This is a genomic window from Embleya sp. NPDC020886 (genome assembly GCF_044333915.1).
Lineage (GTDB): Bacteria > Actinomycetota > Actinomycetes > Streptomycetales > Streptomycetaceae > Embleya.
Map to the genome: position 1 here is coordinate 51,899 of NZ_JBIRRX010000011.1, position 22,016 is coordinate 73,914.

21 protein-coding genes are annotated in these 22,016 nt (G+C 72.6%); 12 read left to right on the forward strand and 9 right to left on the reverse strand.

The genetic code is table 11. The annotated features are described in order from the left end of the window. From ACH4U8_RS31840 to ACH4U8_RS31850, 3 genes are all read left to right on the forward strand, one after another. A complete protein-coding gene (locus ACH4U8_RS31840; protein WP_395781836.1) occupies nt 1-954 on the forward strand; it encodes an alpha/beta hydrolase in 954 nt (317 codons plus the stop codon). A 245-nt stretch (nt 955-1,199) separates the two neighbouring features. Further along, nucleotides 1,200-3,128, forward strand: a complete 1,929-nt coding sequence (locus tag ACH4U8_RS31845) for a CocE/NonD family hydrolase (protein WP_395781838.1) — start codon at nt 1,200-1,202, stop codon at nt 3,126-3,128. A 1,359-nt stretch (nt 3,129-4,487) separates the two neighbouring features. Further along, nucleotides 4,488-5,096, forward strand: coding sequence for a hypothetical protein (locus tag ACH4U8_RS31850; protein ID WP_360324726.1), 609 nt, complete (start codon nt 4,488-4,490; stop codon nt 5,094-5,096). 69 nt (nt 5,097-5,165) lie between these two features. Here the strand turns inward: ACH4U8_RS31850 and ACH4U8_RS31855 are convergent, their stop codons facing one another. After that, nucleotides 5,166-6,332 (reverse strand): pyridoxal phosphate-dependent aminotransferase, encoded by a 1,167-nt coding sequence (locus ACH4U8_RS31855; RefSeq protein WP_379992648.1) that lies wholly within the window; start codon nt 6,330-6,332, stop codon nt 5,166-5,168. Between the two features lie 166 nt (nt 6,333-6,498). Here ACH4U8_RS31855 and ACH4U8_RS31860 point away from each other — a divergent pair, with 166 nt between their 5' ends. Further along, nucleotides 6,499-7,620 (forward strand): hypothetical protein, encoded by a 1,122-nt coding sequence (locus ACH4U8_RS31860; protein ID WP_395781840.1) that lies wholly within the window; start codon nt 6,499-6,501, stop codon nt 7,618-7,620. Between the two features lie 101 nt (nt 7,621-7,721). On the opposite strand, the gene ACH4U8_RS31865 is transcribed toward ACH4U8_RS31860, so the two are convergent. Beyond that, nucleotides 7,722-8,165 carry a heme-binding protein gene (locus ACH4U8_RS31865; protein WP_360324718.1) on the reverse strand — a complete coding sequence of 148 codons (444 nt, stop codon included), beginning with the start codon at nt 8,163-8,165 and terminating at the stop codon, nt 7,722-7,724. Between the two features lie 241 nt (nt 8,166-8,406). Here ACH4U8_RS31865 and ACH4U8_RS31870 point away from each other — a divergent pair, with 241 nt between their 5' ends. The 4 genes from ACH4U8_RS31870 (at nt 8,407) to ACH4U8_RS31885 (ending at nt 10,596) form a co-directional block, all read left to right on the forward strand. After that, entirely contained in the window at nt 8,407-8,778 is a 372-nt protein-coding gene (locus tag ACH4U8_RS31870) for an AraC family ligand binding domain-containing protein (RefSeq protein ID WP_360324715.1), read from the forward strand. 154 nt (nt 8,779-8,932) lie between these two features. Beyond that, nucleotides 8,933-9,760: an oxidoreductase gene (locus ACH4U8_RS31875; RefSeq protein ID WP_395781842.1), complete on the forward strand. Its 828-nt coding sequence runs from the start codon at nt 8,933-8,935 to the stop codon at nt 9,758-9,760. Nucleotides 9,761-9,876: 116 nt separating this feature from the next. Then, a complete protein-coding gene (locus ACH4U8_RS31880; RefSeq protein WP_360324710.1) occupies nt 9,877-10,065 on the forward strand; it encodes a hypothetical protein in 189 nt (62 codons plus the stop codon). Between the two features lie 171 nt (nt 10,066-10,236). Next, on the forward strand, nt 10,237-10,596 hold the full coding sequence (locus tag ACH4U8_RS31885) for a GNAT family N-acetyltransferase (RefSeq protein ID WP_379992447.1): 360 nt from the start codon (nt 10,237-10,239) through the stop codon (nt 10,594-10,596). Between the two features lie 54 nt (nt 10,597-10,650). On the opposite strand, the gene ACH4U8_RS31890 is transcribed toward ACH4U8_RS31885, so the two are convergent. After that, nucleotides 10,651-11,295 carry a LysE family translocator gene (locus tag ACH4U8_RS31890; RefSeq protein ID WP_395781844.1) on the reverse strand — a complete coding sequence of 215 codons (645 nt, stop codon included), beginning with the start codon at nt 11,293-11,295 and terminating at the stop codon, nt 10,651-10,653. A gap of 84 nt (nt 11,296-11,379) precedes the next feature. Further along, a complete protein-coding gene (locus ACH4U8_RS31895) occupies nt 11,380-11,784 on the reverse strand; it encodes a MerR family transcriptional regulator (protein ID WP_360324701.1) in 405 nt (134 codons plus the stop codon). Nucleotides 11,785-11,848: 64 nt separating this feature from the next. On the opposite strand from ACH4U8_RS31895, the gene ACH4U8_RS31900 reads away from it, so the two are divergent. Together ACH4U8_RS31900 and ACH4U8_RS31905 are read left to right on the forward strand one after the other, a co-directional pair. Beyond that, complete coding sequence (locus tag ACH4U8_RS31900; RefSeq protein WP_360324698.1) at nt 11,849-13,153, forward strand: MFS transporter; 1,305 nt, start codon at nt 11,849-11,851, stop codon at nt 13,151-13,153. A 45-nt stretch (nt 13,154-13,198) separates the two neighbouring features. Further along, nucleotides 13,199-13,978: an SDR family NAD(P)-dependent oxidoreductase gene (locus ACH4U8_RS31905; RefSeq protein WP_395781846.1), complete on the forward strand. Its 780-nt coding sequence runs from the start codon at nt 13,199-13,201 to the stop codon at nt 13,976-13,978. A gap of 81 nt (nt 13,979-14,059) precedes the next feature. Here ACH4U8_RS31905 and ACH4U8_RS31910 read toward each other — a convergent pair whose 3' ends face one another. Continuing rightward, complete coding sequence (locus ACH4U8_RS31910; RefSeq protein ID WP_360321180.1) at nt 14,060-16,000, reverse strand: LamG-like jellyroll fold domain-containing protein; 1,941 nt, start codon at nt 15,998-16,000, stop codon at nt 14,060-14,062. Nucleotides 16,001-16,244: 244 nt separating this feature from the next. On the opposite strand from ACH4U8_RS31910, the gene ACH4U8_RS31915 reads away from it, so the two are divergent. Then, nucleotides 16,245-16,850, forward strand: a complete 606-nt coding sequence (locus ACH4U8_RS31915) for a GNAT family N-acetyltransferase (RefSeq protein ID WP_395781848.1) — start codon at nt 16,245-16,247, stop codon at nt 16,848-16,850. Here ACH4U8_RS31915 and ACH4U8_RS31920 read toward each other — a convergent pair. Together ACH4U8_RS31920 and ACH4U8_RS31925 are read right to left on the reverse strand one after the other, a co-directional pair. After that, nucleotides 16,840-18,318: an MFS transporter gene (locus ACH4U8_RS31920; RefSeq protein ID WP_395781850.1), complete on the reverse strand. Its 1,479-nt coding sequence runs from the start codon at nt 18,316-18,318 to the stop codon at nt 16,840-16,842. The two genes, ACH4U8_RS31915 and ACH4U8_RS31920, sit on opposite strands and share 11 nt — an antisense overlap. 116 nt (nt 18,319-18,434) lie before the next feature. Then, nucleotides 18,435-19,901 (reverse strand): PLP-dependent aminotransferase family protein, encoded by a 1,467-nt coding sequence (locus ACH4U8_RS31925; protein ID WP_395781852.1) that lies wholly within the window; start codon nt 19,899-19,901, stop codon nt 18,435-18,437. On the opposite strand from ACH4U8_RS31925, the gene ACH4U8_RS31930 reads away from it, so the two are divergent. Further along, nucleotides 19,900-20,808, forward strand: a complete 909-nt coding sequence (locus ACH4U8_RS31930; RefSeq protein ID WP_360321192.1) for a DMT family transporter — start codon at nt 19,900-19,902, stop codon at nt 20,806-20,808. The genes ACH4U8_RS31925 and ACH4U8_RS31930 overlap by 2 nt on opposite strands. 630 nt (nt 20,809-21,438) lie before the next feature. Here ACH4U8_RS31930 and ACH4U8_RS31935 read toward each other — a convergent pair. Both ACH4U8_RS31935 and ACH4U8_RS31940 read right to left on the reverse strand, forming a co-directional pair. Further along, complete coding sequence (locus ACH4U8_RS31935) at nt 21,439-21,816, reverse strand: MerR family transcriptional regulator (protein WP_395781854.1); 378 nt, start codon at nt 21,814-21,816, stop codon at nt 21,439-21,441. Then, nucleotides 21,803-22,016, reverse strand: a 214-nt coding sequence (locus ACH4U8_RS31940; RefSeq protein ID WP_395781856.1) for a hypothetical protein, incomplete at its 5' end; no start/stop codon positions are given. The genes ACH4U8_RS31935 and ACH4U8_RS31940, both read right to left, overlap by 14 nt.

Sequence of the window (22,016 nt, forward strand, 5' to 3'; positions counted from 1 at the left end):
ATGCCCCTGGACCCGCCGATTCAGCGCATCATCGACCTGTTGGCCGCCCACCGCGACACCAACGAGCCGCCCGGCACCCTGGAGGAGCGGCGCAAGCTCGCGAACGCGACCATGCGACTGGCGTTCACCGGCCGGCCCGACGACGTCACCGCCACCGATCACCTGGTGCCGGTCGCGGACGGCGAGATCACCGTACGCATCCTGCGACCGGCCGGACTGCCCGCCGCCGCACCGGTGTTCTACTTCATCCACGGCGGCGGCTGGTTCCAGGGCGACCTGGACACCGCCGAGGTCGAACTCGGGCCGATCACCTCGACGGTGCCGTGCGCGGTGGCCCTGGTCGACTACCGTCTCGCCCCCGAACACCCCTATCCGGTACCGCTGGAGGACTGTGTCGCGGGATACGCGTGGTTGCACGCCAACCACGCCGAACTCGGCCTGGACCCCGAACGCGTCGTCGTCGGCGGGTGCAGCGCGGGCGGCAACCTGGCCGCCGCCCTGTGCCTGATCGCCCGCGACCGGGAACTGCCGATGCCGCGCGCCCAGTTGCTCGACGTACCGTGCCTGGACCTGACCGAAATGGACACCGACGGCGACCCCGAGTCGATCCTCGACTTCGGCGGCCTGACGCCCGAGGCGTGCAACGAGTTCTTCGGCCTCTACCTGGCCGGGGTCACCGACCCGCGCGATCCCAGGGTCTCGCCTATGTTCGAGCCCGACCTGAGCGGACTGCCGCCGGCCGTGATCACCGTCGCCGAATACGACCCGGTCCGTGACCAGGGCGAACGCTACCTGACCCGGCTGCACGAAGCCGGCGTCGCGGGCGCGGCCTTCCGGGTACTGGCCCACCTGCACGGCGGCTGGGTCATTCCCGGCACCGTCACCCACGCCCTCGTCGGCGACCTCCGCGCCGCCTCCGTGCGGCGCGCCCTCAGCGGGACGCTCGCGCCCTGACCGGGACATTCACGTCCCCTCCGGGCCCGAAGCGACCCACGCACAGGTCCCATCCCTCCCTTTCCCTGCCATCCCATCCGTCCCTTCCATCCCGTCCCTTCCATCCCTTTCCGTTCCTCCCGACGCACGTTGCGCCACCGTCCCCTTGTCTTGCGTGATCCTTGGAGGTCAGGGTGTCCGTCCACATACCCGTCCATATCCCCCGACAGAGAACAGCACGCAGAGCGGCCCGCCGACGCATCGGCGTGGCCCTCGCCTCGACCCTCGCCCTGCTCGCCGCGCTGTTCGGCGCGGTCCCGGCGAGTTCGACCACCGCCGCCGCGACACCGCTCGTGCAGGGCAGCGTCGCGCAGTACGGCATCGCCAAGCAGCAGAACCTGCCGGTCACCATGTCCGACGGCACGGTCCTGCGGGTCGACGTCTACACCCCGGCCACCGCCGGCACCACCACGCCCGCCACCGGCTCGTTCCCGGTGCTGCTGACCCAGACCCCGTACGGCAAGGGCTCCACCGAGGCCGAGCTGTCCTGGTTCGTGCAGCGCGGCTACATCGCGATCGCCGCGGACGTGCGCGGCACCGGCACCTCCAACGGCTCGTGGTCGCCGTGGGCGCCCAAGGAGGGCCAGGACGGCGCCGAACTCGTCGCCTGGGCGGCCCAGGTGCCGCACTCCGACGGCAAGGTCGGCCTCACCGGCGGCTCCTACGCCGGCATCAACCAGATCATGACCGCCTCGTCCATCGGCCCGAACTCGCCGATCAAGGCGATCTTCCCGCTGGTGGCCGGCAACGACCTCTACCGTGAACTGGCCACGATGGGCGGCATCCCCGACGCCGAGTTCATGTCCTTCTGGCTGACCTACACCGGCATCTCGCACATGACCGCGCCGCTGGCCGAGGCACTGCGCGAGGGCTCGACGCAGAACATCCTGGACACCCTGACCCTGGAGCTCCAGCACCTGGGCGGCGTCGCCTCGGCCAACCTGCCGATCCTGACCGGTCTGCTCGGCGGCGGGGAACAGGCCTACGACGGCTCGTTCTGGCAGCAGCGCCGACCGGCGGACATGCTCGCGAACGTGGTCGCCAACGGCGTGCCCGCGTTCCTGGTCGGCGGTTGGTACGACCTGTTCCAGCGCGGCGCGTTGATGAACTACGCCGGTCTGCAGAACGCCTGGGCGGGCCGCCCGGTGGGTGCGCCGATGATCGCCGGCCAGCCGGTCACCGACCGCTACCAGCTCCTGATGGGCCCGTGGTACCACGACCCGCGTCAGGACCCGACCCTGGACCTGCCGGCCCTGCAACTGCGCTGGTACGACAAGTGGTTGAAGGGCATCGACACCGGCATCACCGGTGGCGCCAACCCGCTGCACGTCAAGGAACTGGGCAGCAACCGCTGGCTGGACACCCGCAACTACCCCTTCACCGGCGCCGACCCCACCCGCCTCTACCTGGCCCAGGGCCGCACCGGCAGCGCCCCGGCCTCGGCGAACGACGGTCTGCTCACCCCGACCGCGCCCACCGGCAACGGCAGCGAGTGGATCAGCTGGACCGCCAACAACAGCCCGTGCACCCGCTCGACCGCACAGTGGCTCGGCGGCTTCATCAAGGATCCCGCCTGCACCGACAGCAACACGGCGCGCGAGACCGGCCCGGGCTCGCTCGTCTACACCACCGCCCCGCTGACCGAGACCAAGGTGCTCGCCGGCCCGATCGGCGCGACCTTGTACGCGCAGTCCAACACCCCCGAGACGCACTGGGTGGTCACCGTCACCGACGTGGCCCCCGACGGCTCCTCGGTCCCGCTCAGCTCCGGCTCCCTGGCCGGCTCGCACCGCGCCCTGGACCCGGCGCGCACCTGGTACGCCCCCGACGGCACCACGATGATGCCGTACCACCCGTCCACCCAGAGCACCACGACGTCGGTGCAGCCGAACCAGATCACCCGCTACGACATCGAGGTCTTCCCGACCTTCGCGTCCATCGCTCCGGGCCACCGGATCCGGGTCAACATCACCACGGCCGACACTCCGCACCTGGCCGCGACGCTGACCCAGACCCCGGGCCTGCTGGCGGGCATCTGGCAGGTGAAGTCGGGCCCGGCGAACCCGTCGTCGGTGACCATCCCGCTGGCCTCGGCCACCGCCTTCGGGACGCCGTGCACGAGCGTCTGCCCGTGACGGCCTGACCGCAGCACGTTGATTCGGGCGGGCGCCCGACCGGGGACACGGATCCCCGGTCGGGCGCCCGCTCGCGTTCGGCCCCGGTCGGGCCCGGTCCCCGACCGACACCATCGCGGTGATCGTCCCGTGCCCGCAGGCGCGCACCGCGTGCACGTCGACCCGGTGCGCCCCGGGCGCCGGCGCCTCGAACGCCTCCGCGTAGCGGCCACCACCCGGAGTGCGCAACATGCGCCGGGTGCCCCCGACCCTGTTCGCCGGTCAGCGTCGCCCGTACGGACAGCGCGTCCGCGCCGTCCCGCTCCACGGTGCCCCCGCCGTGCAATCGCACAAATCCGCGACCCCGCGACCGAGGGTGGTCGCGGCGCCCGCTCGGCATCGCGCCCCGAGGTCGATGCGGACCCGCCGGTCGACCCTTCCCGGCCCATCGACCACCGCCCTGCGGCCACCGCTCGCCGGTCCGAATCGGGCTCTGCGCGGCACCCGATGTGCGGCGAACACGAGTCGGCCGTCGCCGCGTACGGCCGGCCGACCCGCCGGACGCGCGTGCGGAGTTGGCGCAGGCGGAGTGTCGGGCGCGGCTGCGCGGGCATCGGTATCCGGAACCACCCGTGCTCGGCGGACGCGCCGAACTGCGTCGCGGGGTCGCCGAGTTCCCGGCGGCCGACCGGACGCTCGGTCGCCTGGAGGCGCTCGCCGCGAGCCCGTCGCCGCCCACCGAGACGGTCGGCGACACGGTCGTGTGGGGCCGGCGGCCACGCTGTTCGCGAATGCCGAGGCGGACGTCGACCCGGTGCCGTCGGGCGTCGACCCGGTGATGTGGGCCCGGGAGTTGTCGCCGATGACCTCCACCGGGGCGTCGGCCCGCCGCGATCCGGCGGGCGTCGTGCCGACGGCCGAGTTGCTCGCGGCGGTGTTGCGATGGGAGGGTGATCCGGTCGGTGCGGCCGAGGCGCTCGGGCTCGGTGCGGCGTTGCGCGGCATCGTCGACGCGGGCGGCCCGGGACCCGCGCCGGTGGGTGGACCGACTCGCCGCGGTGCCTGGCCCGGCAGGCTGCCGTGTGGCCCACGAGCGCGGCGCCACACTGCCCCGCGGGCAGACTCCGGACATCGTGCCGGCCCGACTCGAACCGGTTGGCGTGCGGAACCCGCCACGACAGGACGGGAGTTGGGGGCGGGCTTGGGGAGCGATGAAATGCCCGAATTTGCATCTGCCGGCTATGGATCCATTATTGGGTCGCAAATACAAGCTGATCAGTCGTATCGGCTTGCGGATGTATTTTGTGTCCGGGTCCGTCGGCGTGGGCATGATCCGGAGCGGTGGCTGAACGGGTGATCACGCGATCGGAGGGGGCAGCGATGAGCGATCGCGGGATCCGGGAGGTCGGGCTGGACGGGGAGTTGACCAGGGTCGCCGGGACCGAGGTGCGGATCGTCGTCGACGCCATCGCGGCCTGGGGCATCGAGTGGGTCGACGGCCCGACGGTGGACCGGATGCGTGGACACGTCGCCGCCGTGCGCAGTGCCCGACGCCGCGTCGCGCCCCCCGAGCATCGGCTCGACTACCGACGCCGGCAGAGCCCGCGAGCGTGGGCCGCGCGGGCGATAGCCGTGCTGCGGGACGCGAACTCGGCCCGCGCGGTGGCCGCCGGCGCGGCGCTGCGCCGCAACCATCCGGCCGCCCAGGGATGGCGGGCGGGTGGCCTGACCCCCGAGGACCACGCGCTGCTCGATCTGGTCCAGCGGTTGTCCGAGGGCATCGCCGACCCCGAGCGCGCGGACCGACCGGAGGACGAACCGCTGATCCGCCGACTGCTCGACGAGGGCAACCACTCCAAGGAGGCGATGTGCCGCCTCCTCAACGACGCACCGGGTGGCCTGGGCATCGGCGGCCGTCAGGAGATCGGCTCCGAGACTCCGCGTGAGCGGGTGCGGCTGCGCCTGGTCTCGGGAGACTCCGGGCGCTGAGCCCCCGGGCAGCCGGACCCGCACCCCGCAGTGCCCGGGCCCGCCGGGATGCGACCGGGCGCCGCGCGGTCAGCCGAACGCCGCCTCGAAGCGGGTGCGGATGTCGCTCAGCCGCCGCACCGGCTCGTTGGCGAAGACCAGACGCAGATGTGTACTGCCCTGCGGGCCCCAGCCGTGCATCGGCGTGGCCGCGATCCGGCCGAGCCGGAACAGCCGTTCGGCGGCCGACTCCGGGGCCAGGCCCATCGCGGCGGTGTCGATCAACAGCGACCAGCCGCCGTGCGGCCGGATGCACGGGTAGTCGGCGAGGGCGTCCAGGATGGTCGCGCACCGATCCCGCCAGATCGCGGTCGCGGCGGCGACGTCGGCGTCCGCGTCGGGTGCGGACAGCGCGGCGGCGACGGCCGCCTGACCGATGCCCACCGGGCAGACCACGTTGCTCAGACCGACGAGTTTGACGTCGGCCATGATCTCGGCGGGGCCGGCCACCCAGCCCACCCGCCAACCGATCATCCGCAGTTCCTTGGAGGCCGCGCCGCAGGTGATGGTGCGGTGTGCCAGCCCCGGATGTGCCGCCGGATGGTCGGGGGCCGTGCCGTCGAACCGGATGCGTTCCATCGCCGCGTCGTAGATCACCCAACAGTCGTGCTCGGCCACCGCGCGGGCCAGCGCGTCCCAGTGCGTGTGATCCAGCAGCGCGCCGGTGGGCATCACCGGGGCCGTCACCAGCACGGCGGCGGTGTTCGGGCCGACCGCGGCGGCGAGTTCCTCCGGATCGGTGCTCCAGCCGGCCGGGCCCGCGGTGCAGCGTACGAACCGGGGCACGCCGCCGACGAGGCGGACCCGGTTGATCAGGCCCGCGTAGATCGGGTCGGCCAGCACCACCTCGCGCCCGGGTTCGACCGTGGCGAGCAGCACGTTGAGCACGCCGTTGAGTCCACCGGCGGCGTTGACCACCTCCGTGTGCGGGTCGTAGGCGCGCCCCGCGAGGCGACCCACGTGCGCCGCGACGGCCTCGCGCAGGGCGAGCGACCCGTGGAAGGGCAGGTAGCTGTTCGCCGCGTCGTCCTCGATCGCGGCCCTGGTGGCGGCCAGGGCGACGGCCGGCGGGCGGAGGTCGGTGTCGAGATTCTCCAGCCGCAGCAGATCCGGATCCCGGGCGGCGTCGGCGGCGTCGCCGACCTTGTCCACGCCGATGCCGGGAATGTGTTCGAGCCGGGAGACGCGCACGACCATGTGTTCTCCATCCCTGCCGTGTCGAGGATCGTCACTTCTCGTGTATCGCACCCTCTGCCGCTTTACCCCCTCGCGTCCGCGCCACCGCACGACTGTGATCGGAGTCTCGATTCTTTGGCCAAGTATCGTGCTGCCAAAGCGAGTCGGCGGACGGTTGACTCCCTTCATGGCAACCACACTCGGGCCCGAGAGTCCGGTACCACCGGACCGGCCGGGACCCTTCGGCATCGGCACCATCGAGTTCCCGTTCTGGACCGGTGGACCCGGGTTCACCCTCGCCAGGATCAGCTACCCGGCCGAGCACGACGGCTGGTTGGCCCCGGCGGACAAGTCCGAGGGTTCGTACCCGTCCATCGTCGTCGCGCCGGCGACCTGGACCGGTTCGAACATGTACGACTGGTTCACCGACTACGTGGTGCGGCACGGCTACATCGTCTTCCGCTACTTCCCGGAGAACATCCTCGCGCTCGATCCGCACGTTCACGCCGACACCATCAGCGATGCCATCGACAAGCTGATCGACATCGACGACGACCGGTTCAACCCGCTGCGCGGCCTGATCAAGCAGGACGCGTTCGCCGCGCTCGGGGTGTCCCTGGGCGGGGCCGGCGCACTGGTCGCGGCGGCCCGGGACAAGCGCATCCGCGCGGTGGTGGGCCTGGCCCCCGGCCGCAACGTCAAGGAACCCGACCTGTACGCGCGGATCGACCTCGACGTCGCCCGGGTGGCCGCGCCGACGCTGATCGTGTCCGGGCAGAACGACCGGATCTCCCCCGGATCGGGTGTGCACTACCTGGATCTGGTGCCGCAGGGCTACAAGGCGTACGTGGAGATCAGCGGCGGCAACCACGTGCAGTTCCTGGACCCGAGCGACATGGACATCCACCTGCCCGGCCTGCCCCGGGACGGCAGGCCCGGGATCGACTTCGCCGAACAACACGCGATCACCAACGTGTACACGACCGCGTTCTTGCACGCGGCGCTCAAGGGGTACGGCCACTGCGAGGCGTACGTGTCCGGCGAGGACGCGATGCTGGCGCTGAAGAACGGGCGGCTGTCCGATCTGCGTTCGGTGGTGGGCCCGCTGCCGCTGCCCTTCCCGGCGGTGACGAGCGGGGTTCGCGGCGCTGCCGCGGCGGCGGGAACGGCGGTGGCCTCCGGCAACCTGGTGGAGGCGGCGACCACGGTCGCCTCGGCGGTGCTGCTGCGGGTCAACGGGCTGGTGCGGGACGTGGCCCGAGAGGTGGAGCGGGCGACGGTGGCGGTGGAGAAGCGCATCGGGCGGTGACCGTCCCCGAAGCGGGAGCATCCGGGCCCCGACCTCCGGAGCGGGACCCCGGTGCCCGGCGTGCGAAGCGGGATCATCCGGCGCCGCGGGCCGGCGCCGGGTCAGCCGCCCGCGTCGGCGGCGAAGGACTCGGCTGCGGCACGGGCGAGTTCGTCCTCGTACTCGGCCGCGTCCCCGCTGACCCCGACCCCGCCCACCGGCCGGCCGTCGACCAGGAGCGGATGGCCGCCGCGGCCCAGGTACCAACTCCCGTGCTGGACGAAGCTCTGCGCGAACACCGGCCGGTCACCCAGGAGTTCCTCCATGGTCGCGGTGGCTCGTCCGAACGCGGCGGCGGTGCGGGCCTTGGCCGCGGCCAGATCCGCGCTGAACCGCAGTGCGCCGTCCATGCGTTCGAAGGCGACCGGTACGCCGGCGCCGTCCACCACCGCGACGCTCACCGCGCGGCCGGCCGCCGCCGCCGCGGCCACCACGTCCCGCACGATCGTCCGGGCCGCGCTCGCGGCCACCTCGTGGCTCGGCACGACCCGGTTCCCGTTCGCCATCGTCGCTCCCGTGTCGTCGGGCCGCGCGGACGCGATCGCACCGCGCCGCGGCCCGAGGACACCCGTCCCGGGCCGCCCCAAGGGTGCCGGCGCGAGCGTGATCGGGAAAGGGCCGCGGCCGCCGGGGATTCGCAGGCACGGACGGCGGGGCCGGATTCGACCATTCGGCGGGGTTCGGCGACACCCGCGTTTCCGGCGTCGATTCGGCGTCGACCCTGAACCCATGGCCGACCGTGAACCCGTGAACCAAGCCGTGCTCGTGCCCCCCGGCGCCGACCTCGTCGGTGCCCAGGGCGTCCGGATCAGCGAACGTGTATCCGCCGCGACCGTGGGCGCCGGGCGCCTGTGCGGTTTCTTCGCCACGCTCGGACCCGGCGAGCGGACCGCGGTGCACCACCACGACGGCGAGGAGACCGTCGTGCTGCTCACCGCGGGAAGTTGCGACGTCTTCTCCGGCGAGGGGTTGGCGCGCGGGGTGCACCTGGGGGTGGGCGACGTCGTGTTCATCCCGTCCGGCTGCGTGCATCAGGTATTGGCCGGGCCGCACGGCTTCACCGTGTTCGAGGTGCGCTCCGGTGCCACCGACCGCACGGTGGTCGTCGGCCCCGCGTGACCCGGCGCCCCCGACCGTGCGTTGCCCTCTCGTCGATAACCATCGGCTATCACCGCCGGTCTTGGACCGGTCGGCGGTCCGCGGGACAGGGTGATGGCACGGGAACGCCGACCACGCCCCGGCCGGCGGGGACGATCACGAGGGGAACCACACGATGAGCAGGATCTGGTTGGTCACCGGCGCGAACAGCGGCTTCGGACGGGCCGTCACCGAGGCGGCCGTGGCCGCCGGCGACACCGTGGTGGCCGCGGCGCGCCGGCCCGAGACGTTGGCCGATCTGGTGGCCGCGCATCCGGACCGGATCGAGGCGGTCCGACTGGACGTGACCGACGCGGTCGGGATCGACACCGCGGTGCGCGAACTGGTCGCCCGACACGGCCGGATCGACGTCCTGGTCAACAACGCCGGGCGCACCCACGTGGGCGCGCTGGAGGAGACCACCGACGCTGAGCTGCGCGCCCTGTTCGAGGTGCACGTCTTCGGGCCGGCGGCGCTGGTGCGGGCCGTGCTGCCACACATGCGGGCCCGGCGGACCGGTGCGATCGTGCAGTTCAGCAGCATGGGCGGACAGATGTCGTTCGCGGGCTTCTCGGCCTACAGCGGCACCAAGTTCGCCCTGGAGGGCATGTCCGAGGCACTGGCCGACGAGGTGCGGCCGTTCGGCATCAAGGTGCTGGTGGTCGAGCCGGGCGCGTTCCGGACCGGTTTGATGGGCGCCGCCGGTGCCAGTGCCGAACTCGCCGCGTACGCCGACACCGTCGGCCACACCCGACGCATGGTCGGCGCGGGCGACGGGCAACAACCCGGCGATCCGGCCAAGGCCGCCGCCGCGATCCTGGCCGCGCTCGGCGCCGAGGCCGTCCCGCTGCGGCTGCCACTGGGCACGGACGCGGTGGACGCGGTGCTCACCCACCTCGCCACGGTGCGGGACGAGATCCACACGTGGGAGAAGGTGTCCCGCGCGACCGGCTTCGACGCGTAGGCCGGCGCCCGGGATCCGGCCGGAGGGTGTCGGCGCGGGGGGCGGCCTGGCAGTCTTGGTGTGCCGGCGCCACGCGGTGACCCGCGAGGCGCGCGCGAAGCTTACGAGGAGTGTCGATGACGGGATCCTTGCGGGACGAGATCGGCCCGGAGCGGTTCGACGAGTTGGCGGCCCAGGGCGTCCGGGACGCCATCGCCGAGTTGCACGCGGCCGGGTTGCCGTCGATCGGCACCGACGAGACCGGACGGGTGTGCAAGGTCTACGCGGACGGCACCAAGGTGTACGTCGACGACGAGCCCGAGTGACCCTGCGGCTGCTCGGGGTCGTCGGGTGGTCGGGTGCGGGGCCGAGTCGGAGGTCGTCGGCGCCGGATACGGTGGGATGCGCGAGCGCGGCGGTCGGCATGGTCGAAGGGCGTGCGCGTGGACGACATTGCCCGGGCCGCAAGTCCCGATCGTGACCCAGGAGGCAGCGGTATGGAAACGCGTGTGGCCGACAACCCGGCGCAGTCCCGCTACGAGATATTCACCACCGTCGAGGCCGCTCCCGGTACCTCGACGGGCCCGGTCGCCCCGCCGCTGAGGGCGACCGAACTCGCCGGATTCGCCGAGTACTTCGTCAGCGGCGACGAGGTCGCCTTCACGCACACCGAGATCGACCCGAGGTTCGGCGGTCGGGGTCTGGGCGGTCGACTCGTGCGCGCGGCGCTGGAGGGGGTCCGGGAGCGGGGCCTCGCGGTGTTGCCCTACTGCTCGTTCGTCAAGGACTGGATCGCCAAGCACCCGGAGTACGCCGACCTGGTGCCGGAGGATCGGCGCGACGCGTTCGGGCTTTGACCACCGGGCCTCGACCCCGGTGCGCCCGCGGCCCGGCGGGGACGCCGCGGCGGCTCAGGACTCCACGGCCATTCGGATGCCCAGCGCCACCATGACCCCGCCGGACGTCTGCTCCAACCGGCGGCGGACCTTGGCGCGGCCGAGCACCGTGCGCATCCGACCGACGAACCACACGTACAGGCTGTAGTACCCGATTTCGTACACCGCCCAGATCGCGGCCAGGGCGACCATCGTGGGCAGTTGCGGCGCGCCGTGCGGGACGAACTGGGGGAGGAAGGACATCGCGAAGACGGCGGCCTTCGGGTTGGCCAGGTTCAGGGTCAGCGCGGCGCGATAGGCGCGTCGACCGCTGCCCGGTTCGGACGCTCCCGCCGCCTTGCCGTCGGCCGCGGCCTCGGCGAATCCGGTCAGGCCGTCGCGGCGGGCCGCGCGGATGGCCTGGACGCCGAAGCCGATCAGCACGACGGCGCCGACGATGCGCATGATGTCGTAGGCGAGTTGGGAGGCGGCCAGCAGGCCGGTCAGCCCGAAGGCCGCGGCGAGTCCCCAGATGAAGACCCCGGTTTCGTTGCCGAGCACCGCCAGGAAGCCGGCGCGCCGGCTCTGCAGCGAATGTCGGATGATCAGGACCGAGCTCGGCCCGGGACTCGCCGCGATGAGCGTGCAGGCGCCCAGGAACGCCAAAAGGGTATGCGTCATGCCCCGCATCCTGGACCTGTGTCGGGTCGCGATGCCACCGATTTGCCCCGGGTGAACCGGTGTGCACCCGGCGGCCCGGTCGGGTCAGTTCGCGCCGGTCGAGGCGAGGGTGTGGTCGGCGGTCGGGGGAATGCCGCCGCGTACCGCGTCCAGATACTCGGCGATCGCGTCCCGGTTGCGGATCAGGCAGTCGACGCGTTCGGTCATCCGGTCACGTTCGTGCTCCAGCGTCGCGATCATCTCCGGTGTCGCGTCCGGGAAATGGATGATGCGCGGCTTGTCGAGGCAGGGCAGGATCTGTTTGATGATCCGGGTCGGCAGTCCGGCGTCGAGCAGGCCCCGGATCTGCAGGACCCGGTCGACACAGAACTCGTCGTAGTCGCGATAGCCATTGGGGGAGCGGCTTGCGACGATCAGGCTCTGCTCCTCGTAGTAGCGCAACAACCGGCGTGGCGTTCCGGTACGTTCGGACAACTCGCCGATGCGCATGTGACCCACCTCACGTCTCGTCGCTTGACCCTCACATCAATGTGATGGTTCGAGCATACGCAGCATGACGAAGCAAAGCCCGACCTCGGCACCCGCCCACACCCCGACCTCGGCACCTGCCCACACCCCGATCGACGACCGAAAACTGCCGCTGGCAGCGCTGTTGGCGTTGGCCACGGCGGTCTTCGTGACCAGCCTGACCGAGACCCTGCCGGCGGGCGTGCTGCCCGCGATGAGCTCCGACCTGGGGGTCGGCGAGTCCGCGATGGGGCAGTCGGTGACGATCTACGCGATCGGTACCGCGCTCACCGCGATTCCCCTGTCGGCGGCGACCGCCGGTTGGCGCCGCAAACGCCTCCTGTTGACCGCGATGGCCGGCTTCGCGGCGGCCAACACGGTCACCGCCGTCTCCGGCAACTACCCGCTGACCATGGTGGCCCGCTTCGTCGCCGGCGTGGCCGCGGGCGTGGCCTGGGCGCTGCTGGCCGGGTACGCCCGCCGGATGGCGCCCGCCCACCTCCAGGGCAAGGCGATCGCGATCGTGATGGCGGGCATCCCGATCGCGCTGTCGCTCGGCGTACCCGCCGGGACCTTCCTCGGCGACGAGTTCGGCTGGCGGATCTCGTTCGCGGTGATGACCGGGCTCGCGCTGGTGCTGATCGCCTGGATCGTCGCGATCGTGCCGGACCACCCCGGGCAACGCCCGGGCGGGCGAACCCCGCTGCTGCACACCCTGGCCATCCCGGGGGTGGCGCCGGTCCTGTTCGTCACCCTGGTGTTCGTGCTGGCCCACACCATCCTCTACACCTACATCGCCACCTACCTGGACCGGCTGGACATGGGCGGCTCCACCGACGTGGTGCTGCTGGTCTTCGGCGGCGCCTCGCTGCTGAGCATCTGGGTCGTGGGCGTCGCGATCCACCGGCGGTTGCGCGAGTTGACCATCGCGGCCACGCTGCTGTTCGCCGCGGCGGCCACGATCCTCGCGGCCTTCTCGGACAGTCACGTCCCGGTCTACGTCGCGGTCGTGTTGTGGGGACTGGGCTGGGGCGGCGCGCCCACCCTGCTGCAGACCGCCGTCGGCGACGCGGGCGGGGACGAGGCGGACGCGGCACAGGCGATGCTCGTCACGCTGTGGAACGCGGCGATGGCCGGCGGCGGTGTGGTCGGTGCGCTCCTGCTGGACCTGATCGGTGCCGGTTCCTTCCCGTGGAGCGTGCTGGTCCTGCTGGTTCCGGTCCTCGCGGTGGTCCTCGCGGCCCGGGCCCACGGCTTCCCGGCCGGGCGCGGGCGCGCGGACGCGGCTGTGTCGGCGGGTGCGGACGCACCGGCGGGCGCGGGGGCGGTCGGCGCGGGGGATCGGCCGTGAACCCGGCTCGGGCGGCAGGATCGCTTCCGGTACTAGGCTGAAGTCATGAGCTCGCAGGCATACCTCTCCGAACTGTTCTCGCTGGAGGGCCGGGTCGCCGCGGTGACCGGCGGAAGCTCCGGTATCGGCCGTGCCATCGCCGGAGCCCTGGCCCGCGCGGGGGCGAGCGTGGTGGTCGTGGCCCGACGCGAGGCCGAACTGATCGCCACTGTCGAGGAGCTGACCGCCCAGGGGGCCAAGGCGGCCTGGGTGAGCGGTGACCTGGGCAGCCGTGCCGGGGTGCGTGCCGCGGCCGAGGCGGCGGCCGAGGTGTTCGGCGAGCCGGACATCCTGGTCAACTCGGCGGGGATCAACCTGCGCCCGCCGATGAGCGAACTCGGGGACGACGTCTGGGACACCACGATGGCGGTGAACCTGGAGGCGCCCTTCCTGCTGGGGCAGCGCTTCGGGCCCGGCATGGCCGAGCGCGGCTACGGGCGGATCATCCACGTCTCGTCGCAGCAGGCGCATCGCGCGTTCGTGCAGAGCGGCGCCTACGGCGTGTCCAAGGGCGGGCTGGAGTCGCTGGCCCGCTCCCAGGCCGAGGCGTGGTCGTCGCACGGGGTGACCGCCAACACGCTCGTGCCCGGGTTCGTGCTGACCCCGCTCAACGCGCGACTGTCCGCCGACCCGGAGAAGGTCGCCTCGCTGGCCGCACGCACCATGGTCGGACGCAACGGTCTGGCCGAGGACTTCGAGGCCGCGGCGGTCTTCCTGGCGGGCGCCGGATCGGCGTACGTGACCGGCCAATCGATCTTCGTCGACGGCGGATTGTCGGTGCACTGACCGTACCGGCCGGGTCGGATCCGAGGCGACATCGCCTCGGATCCGACCCGGCCGCGTGGCTTCCGCCGCCGCCCGCGCGTCTCAGCGGCCGGTCATGAACGCGTCCGGTCGCAGTGCCCGATCCACGATCCGGACGTCGCCGACCCAGGCGTTGAGCGTCTGGTCCAGCTTGCCGTCGTACGCGTAACCACCCAGCATCCAGGGCAGGTTGAGCGTGGTCAGGCCGATCGAGCGGGCCGTCGGATTGCGGACCACCGGACAACCGTCGACGTACATCGTGGTCTGCCGGGAGTCGTTGACGACGGCGACGTGCCACCACGTGTCCGACCGGAGTTCGTGACTCCAGTTGGTGGCCGACCCGTCGCTGTTCAACGGATAGACGCACCACTGGAGTTCGCGACCGCCGGACAGACTCAGCGTGACCACCGGCTCCTGCGGATCACCCTGCTTGCGTGCCTCGCCGCTCATGCCCCAGCGGCTCAGCAGCGCCGACCACGCGTCCCGGCCCCCGTCCCAGTCGGCGGGCAGCTTGAAGAACGCCTCGATCGTGTAGCCGGAGCGGAACGTCGCGGTGTTCAACGGCGCGTTGTTCGCGGTCTGCAAATGGCCCCCGCGCAGCGGCGACTTGCCGCCGGCGAGTCGGATGCTGCCGTGTCCGGGCTGGTCGGGGTGGAACTGATGGGACCAACTGACCGAACCGGGCGCCGCGCCCGGAGCCGACACCAGGGTGAGGTCGTTGCCGCGCCCGGACAGGTCGGGAAAGCGCCGCCCGCCGGGGATCGACTCGCCGTCCCGTTGGGGGCCGTCGAAGCGCCAGTAGGCGAGCGTGCCGGGGATCACCATGCGCTGGGCGGGACGGGCCGCGCGCTGCGGGATCGGGGCGAAACCCTCGAAGCGCCGGTCGAAGTCGATCGGCACCGAGAAGTAGTCCTCCGGGCCGGTCAATTCCATCTCGCGGCGTTCGAGGTCGTTGAGACCGCGACTGTGTCGGCCGAGGATCCACGGCGAGAGCGTCTCGATGTCGATCGTGTTGCGGTCGAGGTCGAAGTGGTAGAGCCGGATCATCGCGGCGCCGCCGAAGTAGCGGTTCTGGTAGTTGGTGATGTGCAGGTGCACGTCGTGGCCGGCGTCGTTCTTCTTCGTCGTGCGACCGGCCGGCCAGTAGTGGCCGTTGAGCGTGAGGAAGATCTGGTCGTTGCCCTTGATCAGGTCGTTCCACAGGTGTCCGCCGTGCTCGGAGAACTCCGCCTCCTGGCCCGGCCGGTCGGCCGAGACGAGTTCGTGGCTGGTCAGGATCACCGGCGTGTGCGGATGGTCGGCCATCACCTTCTTCGCCCACGCGATGCCGGCCGGCGAGGGCCGCCAGTCCAGCGCGAGGACCAGCCACTCGCGGCCCGCGGCGCGGAACAGGTGGTAGGTGTTGTAGCCGTCCGGAGTCGCCCCGCCGAAGGAGCGCTTGCCCCGGAACCGTTGCGGCCCGAACGTGTCCAGGTACGGCGAACGCCCGCGCCGGTCGTCGGTGTTGGAATCGATGTCGTGGTTCCCGGCCAGCACGCTGTAGCCGACGCCCTTGCGGTCGAGCATCTCGAACGCCCGGCCGATCCCGTCGAATTCGGCCTTGCGGCCGTTCTGGGTGAGGTCGCCCAGGTGCGACATGAAGACGATGTTGTCCTCGCGCGCGTGCTCCAGGATGTATCGGAAGGACGCCTCGATCGGGGCGCTGGTGATGCTCGGCTCGTCGAACAGGTACTGGGTGTCCGGCATCACGACCATGGTGAACCGGCGGCTGTCGCCGTCCGGACGCCACGCCGGCAGATGTTGCGCGTCCACCGCCGAATCGGCCGCCGCGGCACCGGCCGCGTCGTCGGCGCCCGCGGCGGCGACCGGGGAGGCGACCACCGCACCCGCCACGGTGACGCCCGCACCGGCCAGTGCGGCGGAGCGCAGGAACGCCCGTCGGGCGGGTCCGGACAGGGGGGTGACGGGCGGCTGATCGCAGTCGTCGTCGTGCTGCTGACACATGGTGGTTCTCCGGCGCCGGACTGGTTGGGGGGCATGCGCACGGTATTGGCTGGAAAACCCATGCGACTCGTCCGTACCGCCAACAACGGCCGTCGACCGGATGAATTCGCAGGTCGGCCACCCTTCGGTGGCGGGTCGGCACGGCGATCGAGGGGTCGAAAGGCGCCGGAGCCGATCGGGCGAACCGCTCCGGGCCGGCGGAAATGCGCTGGACGACCGGTGGATGGTCGCCGATGATCCGACGATGACCGAACACCTCGACGATTCCTCGCGCCCGCCGTCCGATCCGCCCGCCGATTCCGCCGCTCGCCCCGAGGGCGCTTTCGGGCAGCGGATTCGCTGGGTCTACCTGGTCGGTCGGCCGCTGAGCGCCCTGCTCGCCGGTGACCTGGCCGAGGCGCGCTACCAGACCGGCCTGGACCTGCCCGAGTTCTTCGTCTCGGACCAGGCCCGCGGCCTGTGGCGGCGGCGCTTCGAGCAGGTGACCGCCGAACCCGAGAGCGCGCCCTGGGTGGCCCGGGCCGCGGTGTCCGAGCCGGACGGCGCGGTGGTGGGTTACGCCGGATTCCACGGGCCGCCGGACGAGGTCGGCATGGTGGAGATCGGCTACACCGTGGTACCCGAGGCGCGTCGCCGCGGCCATGCCCGGGCGATGTTGCGGTCGTTGCTGGAGCGGGCGGCCCATGAGCCCGACGTGCGGATCGTCCGGGTCACCATCACCCCGGACAACGCGGCCTCGCTCGCCACCATCCGGGGCCTCCACTTCGTCGAGGTCGGCGAGCAGATGGACGAGGAGGACGGCCTGGAGATCATCTTCGAGGTGCCGGCCGACCGCATCCTCAAGACGTGACGCCCGCCGCCGCGGCGGTGTCCTCGGGCGCCCGATCCACCCGTCGGAAGTTCAGCGCGACGAGCACCGCCACGCCCGCGCCCGCCGCGGCGGCGAACACCGCGGTGCGCAGGCCGTGTGCGGTGGCCACCCGCAGGGCCTCGCCGGTCTTCCCGTCCGTACCGGAGTTGGCGATCGCCACCAGCACCGCGAGCCCCATCGCGCCGCCGACCTGCTGACCGGTGGACGCCATCCCGGACGCGACGCCCTGCTCGTGGCCCGGCACCCCGGTCGCGGCGGCGGCGAACATCGTGGTGTAGGCGACGCCCTGACCGAGTCCGAAGATCAGCAACCCCGGTACCAGGTCGGGATAGGAGGCGCTCGCGGAGATGCCCAGGCCGGTCGCCGACACGCCGACCGCGCTCATCGTGAGGCTCACGAGCAGCGTGGACCGTACCCCGAATCGGGTCGCCGACCGGCCGCCGAGCAGCGAGCCGACCAACCCGCCGCCCATCGGGACCAGGAAGGCGAAGCCGGTGCGCAGCGCGCCGTACCCGTGCACGCCCTGGAAGTAGACGGTGAGGAAGTACGGCAGCGTGCCGAGCGTGGCCATGAACAGGAACGTCACCGCCATCCCGGTGCCCAGGTTGCGGCCGCGCAGCAGACGCGGCGGCATCAGCGGGTCGGGATTGCGCCCCTCGGCGATCAGGAACACCGCCAGGAGCACGACGCCGAGCGCGGCGCCGGCGAGCGGGCGCGGGTCGGTCCGGTCCGACTCGGGGCCCTGGACCAGGGCGAACACGATCAGCGTGCAGCCCAGGGTCGCGGTCAGCGCACCGAATACGTCGAAGCGCCGACCGGCGACCGGGGCCGGGTCGGCGGGCAGCGCGACGAAGGCGAGCAGTGCGGCGGCGCCGGCGAGCGGGACGTTGACGAAGAACACCGCCTCCCAGCCGAGCGTCCGGGTGAGCACACCGCCGAGCAGCGAGCCCAGGATCAGGCCGCCGGAGCCGGTCGCGGCCCACACCGACAGCGCGCGGTTGCGGGCGCGGCCCTCGGCGAACGTGGTGTTGACCAGGGACAGTGTGGCCGGGAACAGGAACGCGCCGCCCAGGCCCTGAACGGCACGGGCGGCGATCAGCAGGCCGGGTTCGCGGGCCAGACCGCCGGTGAGCGAGGCGACCGCGAACAGCGTCAGGCCGAGCACGAACATCCGCCGCCGGCCCAGCAGATCGGCCATCCGGCCACCGAGCAGCAGGAACGCGCCGAAGGCGACCGCGTACGCGCTGACCACCCACTGGAGGGTCCGGGCGGAGAAGCCGACTCCCGTGCCGATGTCGGGCAGCGCGACGTAGACGATGTTGTAGTCGAGCGAGGTGATCAGGCTCGCGAAGGCGAGCAGCGCCAGGGCGACACCGGGACGGCGCGGGCTCCGGCCGGCGCCCGCGCCGTCGACGTCGGTATCGGGCGGGCGAGCGGACACGGGCATGGCGAAGCCTTCCTTCGGCCGGAGGGGATTCGCCCGACCGGACCCGCGGCGGCGGGTCCGGTCGCGGCGGTGCCTCGAACGCTGCCATGCCGGCGCGCCGCCGAGGAGCGGAGTGTTCAGCCTGGGATCGCCGGTCCCTGGATATCGCGGGGTCGGTCCGGCCCGGTGAAGGCCCGGTGCAGGCGCTCGGCGCCCTCGATCAGTCGCTCCGGGCCCTCGGCGAAGGAGTACGCGACGCGCAGGTACGGAGCCGGCGGCTCGGCGGTGAAGTACCCCGGCCCCGGCGTCACCGCGACCCCGGCGCGCAGTGCGGCCGAGGTCAGCGCCCCGACGTCCTGCCCGTCGGGCAGCCGCAACCAGAAGTGGTAGCCGCCGTACGGCAGTCGGTCCGGCAGCAGTCCGGGCAGCAGTCGGTTCAGCGCGTCCGCCAGCACCCGGCGCCGATCGCGCAGCGCGGCGCCCAGCGTGCGCAGGTGCTGCGGCCAGGCCGGCGCGCCGACCAGTTGCAGCGCGGTCTCCTGGAGCGGACGCGGCACGAAGAAGCTGTCCACGGCCTGTACGGCGCGCAGCCGCTCGAAGGCCGGGCCGTGCGCGCTGAGGGCGGCGACCCGCAGGCTCGGCGACGTGGACTTGGTCAGCGAACGGATGTGCACCACCACGCCGTTCGGATCGTCGGCGGCCAGCGGCGCGGGCAACGCCGGCGCGTCCGCGTGCACGAGGCGGCGGGCGAAGTCGTCCTCGATCACGAACGCGCCCGCCTCGTGCGCGATCCGCAACACCTCGGCGCGGCGCTCCGCCGAGAGCACCGTCGCGGTCGGGTTCTGGAACACCGGCTGGCAGACGAACGCCCGGGCCCGGGTGGCCGCGAACGCGTCGGCGAGCCGATCGGTACGCACCCCGTCGGCGTCCATCGGCACCGGCACCGGCCGCAGCCCGGCGGCCTGCGCGACGGCCAGTACGCCGGGGTAGGTCGGCGATTCCACCAGCACCGGCGAGCCCGGCGCGACCAGCGAACGCAGCGCCGTGGTCAGCGCGTTCTGGCCGCCGGCGGTGATCAGCACATCCGACGTGGAGACCGTGCCGCCGATGTCGCGGGCGAACCACGCGCGCAACTCCGGCAGGCCCTCGATCGGCGGGCGTTCCCAGGCGCCGGGGCGGCGGCCGGCGCGGGAGAGCGCGGCGGCGAGCGCGCGTTCGGGTTGCAGCGAGGCGTGCAGGTAGCCGTTGTTGAGATCGACCACCTCGGGCGGGGCCGCCGCGAGCGCGGACAACACGCCGGACGCGTCCGGGCTGCGCTGCGGGGGCAGGCCCGGCTCCGCGCTGAGCGCCACCTCCTGCCACGAGGTGTCGCCCGTCGGCGCGGCCGGGCGGCCGGGCGCGGTGCGGTAGACGCCGGCTCCGGGACGGGAGATCACCAGCCCCTCGGCGGCGAGCGTGGCGATCGCGCGGGAGACCGTCACCGGGCTGACCCGGTGCCGGTCGACCAGCGAGCGACTGGACGGCAGCTTCTCGCCGGGTGAGTAGCGGTTCAATTCCAGACGCAGGATGGCGACAAGATCGACAGTACCGCTACTCTGATTCATGACAGTACAGGATAGCGCTATTCGGCCGGCGTCGATAGCGGTCGGCGGCACCGCGCTCGCGGCGCTCGCGATCGTGACCTTCTCGCTCAGCTTTCCGGCGACCGTGTGGGCCCTGGGCGGGTTCGGCCCGTGGACGGTCACCGGGTTGCGCGGACTGCTCGCGGCGCTGTTCGCCGGCGCGGCGCTGCTCGCGGTGCGGGCACGGCTGCCCGCGCGGGCGGACCGGCTCGGGCTGGCGGTGATCGCGGTCGGCTGCGTGCTCGGCTTCCCGCTGCTGACCACGCTCGCGCTACAGACCTCCTCGACGGCGCACTCGGCGGTGGTGATCGGTCTGCTGCCGTTGGCTACCACGGTCTGCTCGGTGTTGCGCACCGGTGAACGGCCGAGTCGATCCTTCTGGGCGGCGGCGGTCGCGGGCGCGGTGGTGGTGTTCGCGTTCGCCGTGCAGCAGAGCAGCGGCGGGGTCGGCCTCGCGGACGTGTACCTGTTCGCCGCACTGGTGTTGTGTGCGGCCGGCTATGCCGAAGGCGGACGGCTGGCCCGGCACTTGCCGGGCTGGCAGGTGATCGCGTGGGGTGTGGTGTTCGCGGCCCCGGCCACCGCTCTGGTCGCGGCACTGGGCCTGGCCACCGAGCCGCTCCACCCGGACGCGCGAAGCGTGGGCGGCCTGCTGTACCTGGCGGCGATCTCGCAATTCCTCGGCTTCGTCGGCTGGTACCGGGGCATGGCCGTGATCGGCGTCCCGGCGGCCAGCCAACTACAGCTCGGCCAGCCCCTGTTGACGCTGCTCTGGGCCGTGCTGATCCTCGACGAGACACTCACCCCCGCCATGCCCCTGGCCGCCCTCGCGGTCCTGGCCTGCATAGCCCTGACCCAACACACCAGGTCGACCCCGACGAGCCCCTGACCCACACCACACGCACCGGCCTCCGGCGGAAACGTACGCCGCAGGCGAATGGGCCTGCCGGCCAAGGGCCTTCCGGGCGGCGACGCAACGAGCACGCTGCGGCCCGCTCCGCCGATCGGCGACGAGCTTCCGGGGGGCGATGGGACGGACGGCGTGCGGGCGTAGGGCGGGGCCGGGTGGCGGGGCGAGCCGGTTCGTGTGTCGGTTGGGGTTTCTCGGGTGAGGGTGAAACGGGCGACGCACAGGGCGGGCCGAGTGAAAGGGGGGAGCCGATTCGTGCGTCGGTCGCGGGTTTCGCGGGTGGCGGAGGGCCGGGGGCTTCGTCTCTGTTTGCGCTCCGGCCGCCGGTTTCGCGGTGAGGGTGGAACGGGCGGCGGGCCGGGCGGGCCGAGCGGAAGGGGGAGCCGCGTGCGTCGGTCGCGGGTTCTCGGGTGGCGGGGGAACGGGCGTGTTGCGGCTCCGTTTGCGCGCCGGGGCGGGTTTCCCGGGTGGCGGCGGAAGGCGTGAGGCTGGGCCGGTTTGTGTGTCGACCGGGGGCTCCGGGGCCGGACGGAACGCGCGGCCCGGCCCGGCCCGGGTGTCGGCTGCGGGTCTCCCGGACGGGTGGTGTCGCGTGGACGGTGGGCGAGGTCAGGCCACCGGGCGGATGCGGTCCACGCCGGCTCGGTGCAGTGCCGCCGCCAGGTTGTTCCGGGCCTCGGTCTGCGCGGCGATCCGGGCGTCGAGTACGGCCAATCGGTCCAGGGCGATCCGTACGGCGGTCGCGGACGGCGGTCGCGCCGCCACGTCGACGCCCGCGTCCAGGCACGGGAGGAAGGCGCGTACGTCGTCCAGGGTGAGCCCGACGCCGAGCAGTTCGCGGATCGACCGGACCCGGGCCACGTCCCGTTCGTCGTACACCCGATACCCGTTCGCCGACCGAGCCGACTCGATCAACCCCGCCTGTTCGTAGTGGCGCAACGCACGCGGCGTCGCCCCGGTCGCCGCCGCCAGCTCACCGATCCGCATCCGGACACCTCCGCTCCCGACCACTCTTATCACGCCCCACCCCGCATGCCGTCACTCTCGCCTCCGCGCCTGCCCTCGCCTCCGCGCCTGCCCCCGCGTCCGCCTCCGCCTCCGCGTCCGCCTCCGCGTCCGCCTCCGCGTCCGCCTCCGCGTCCGCCTCCGCGTCCGCCTCCGCGTCCGCCTCCGCGTCCGCCTCCGCC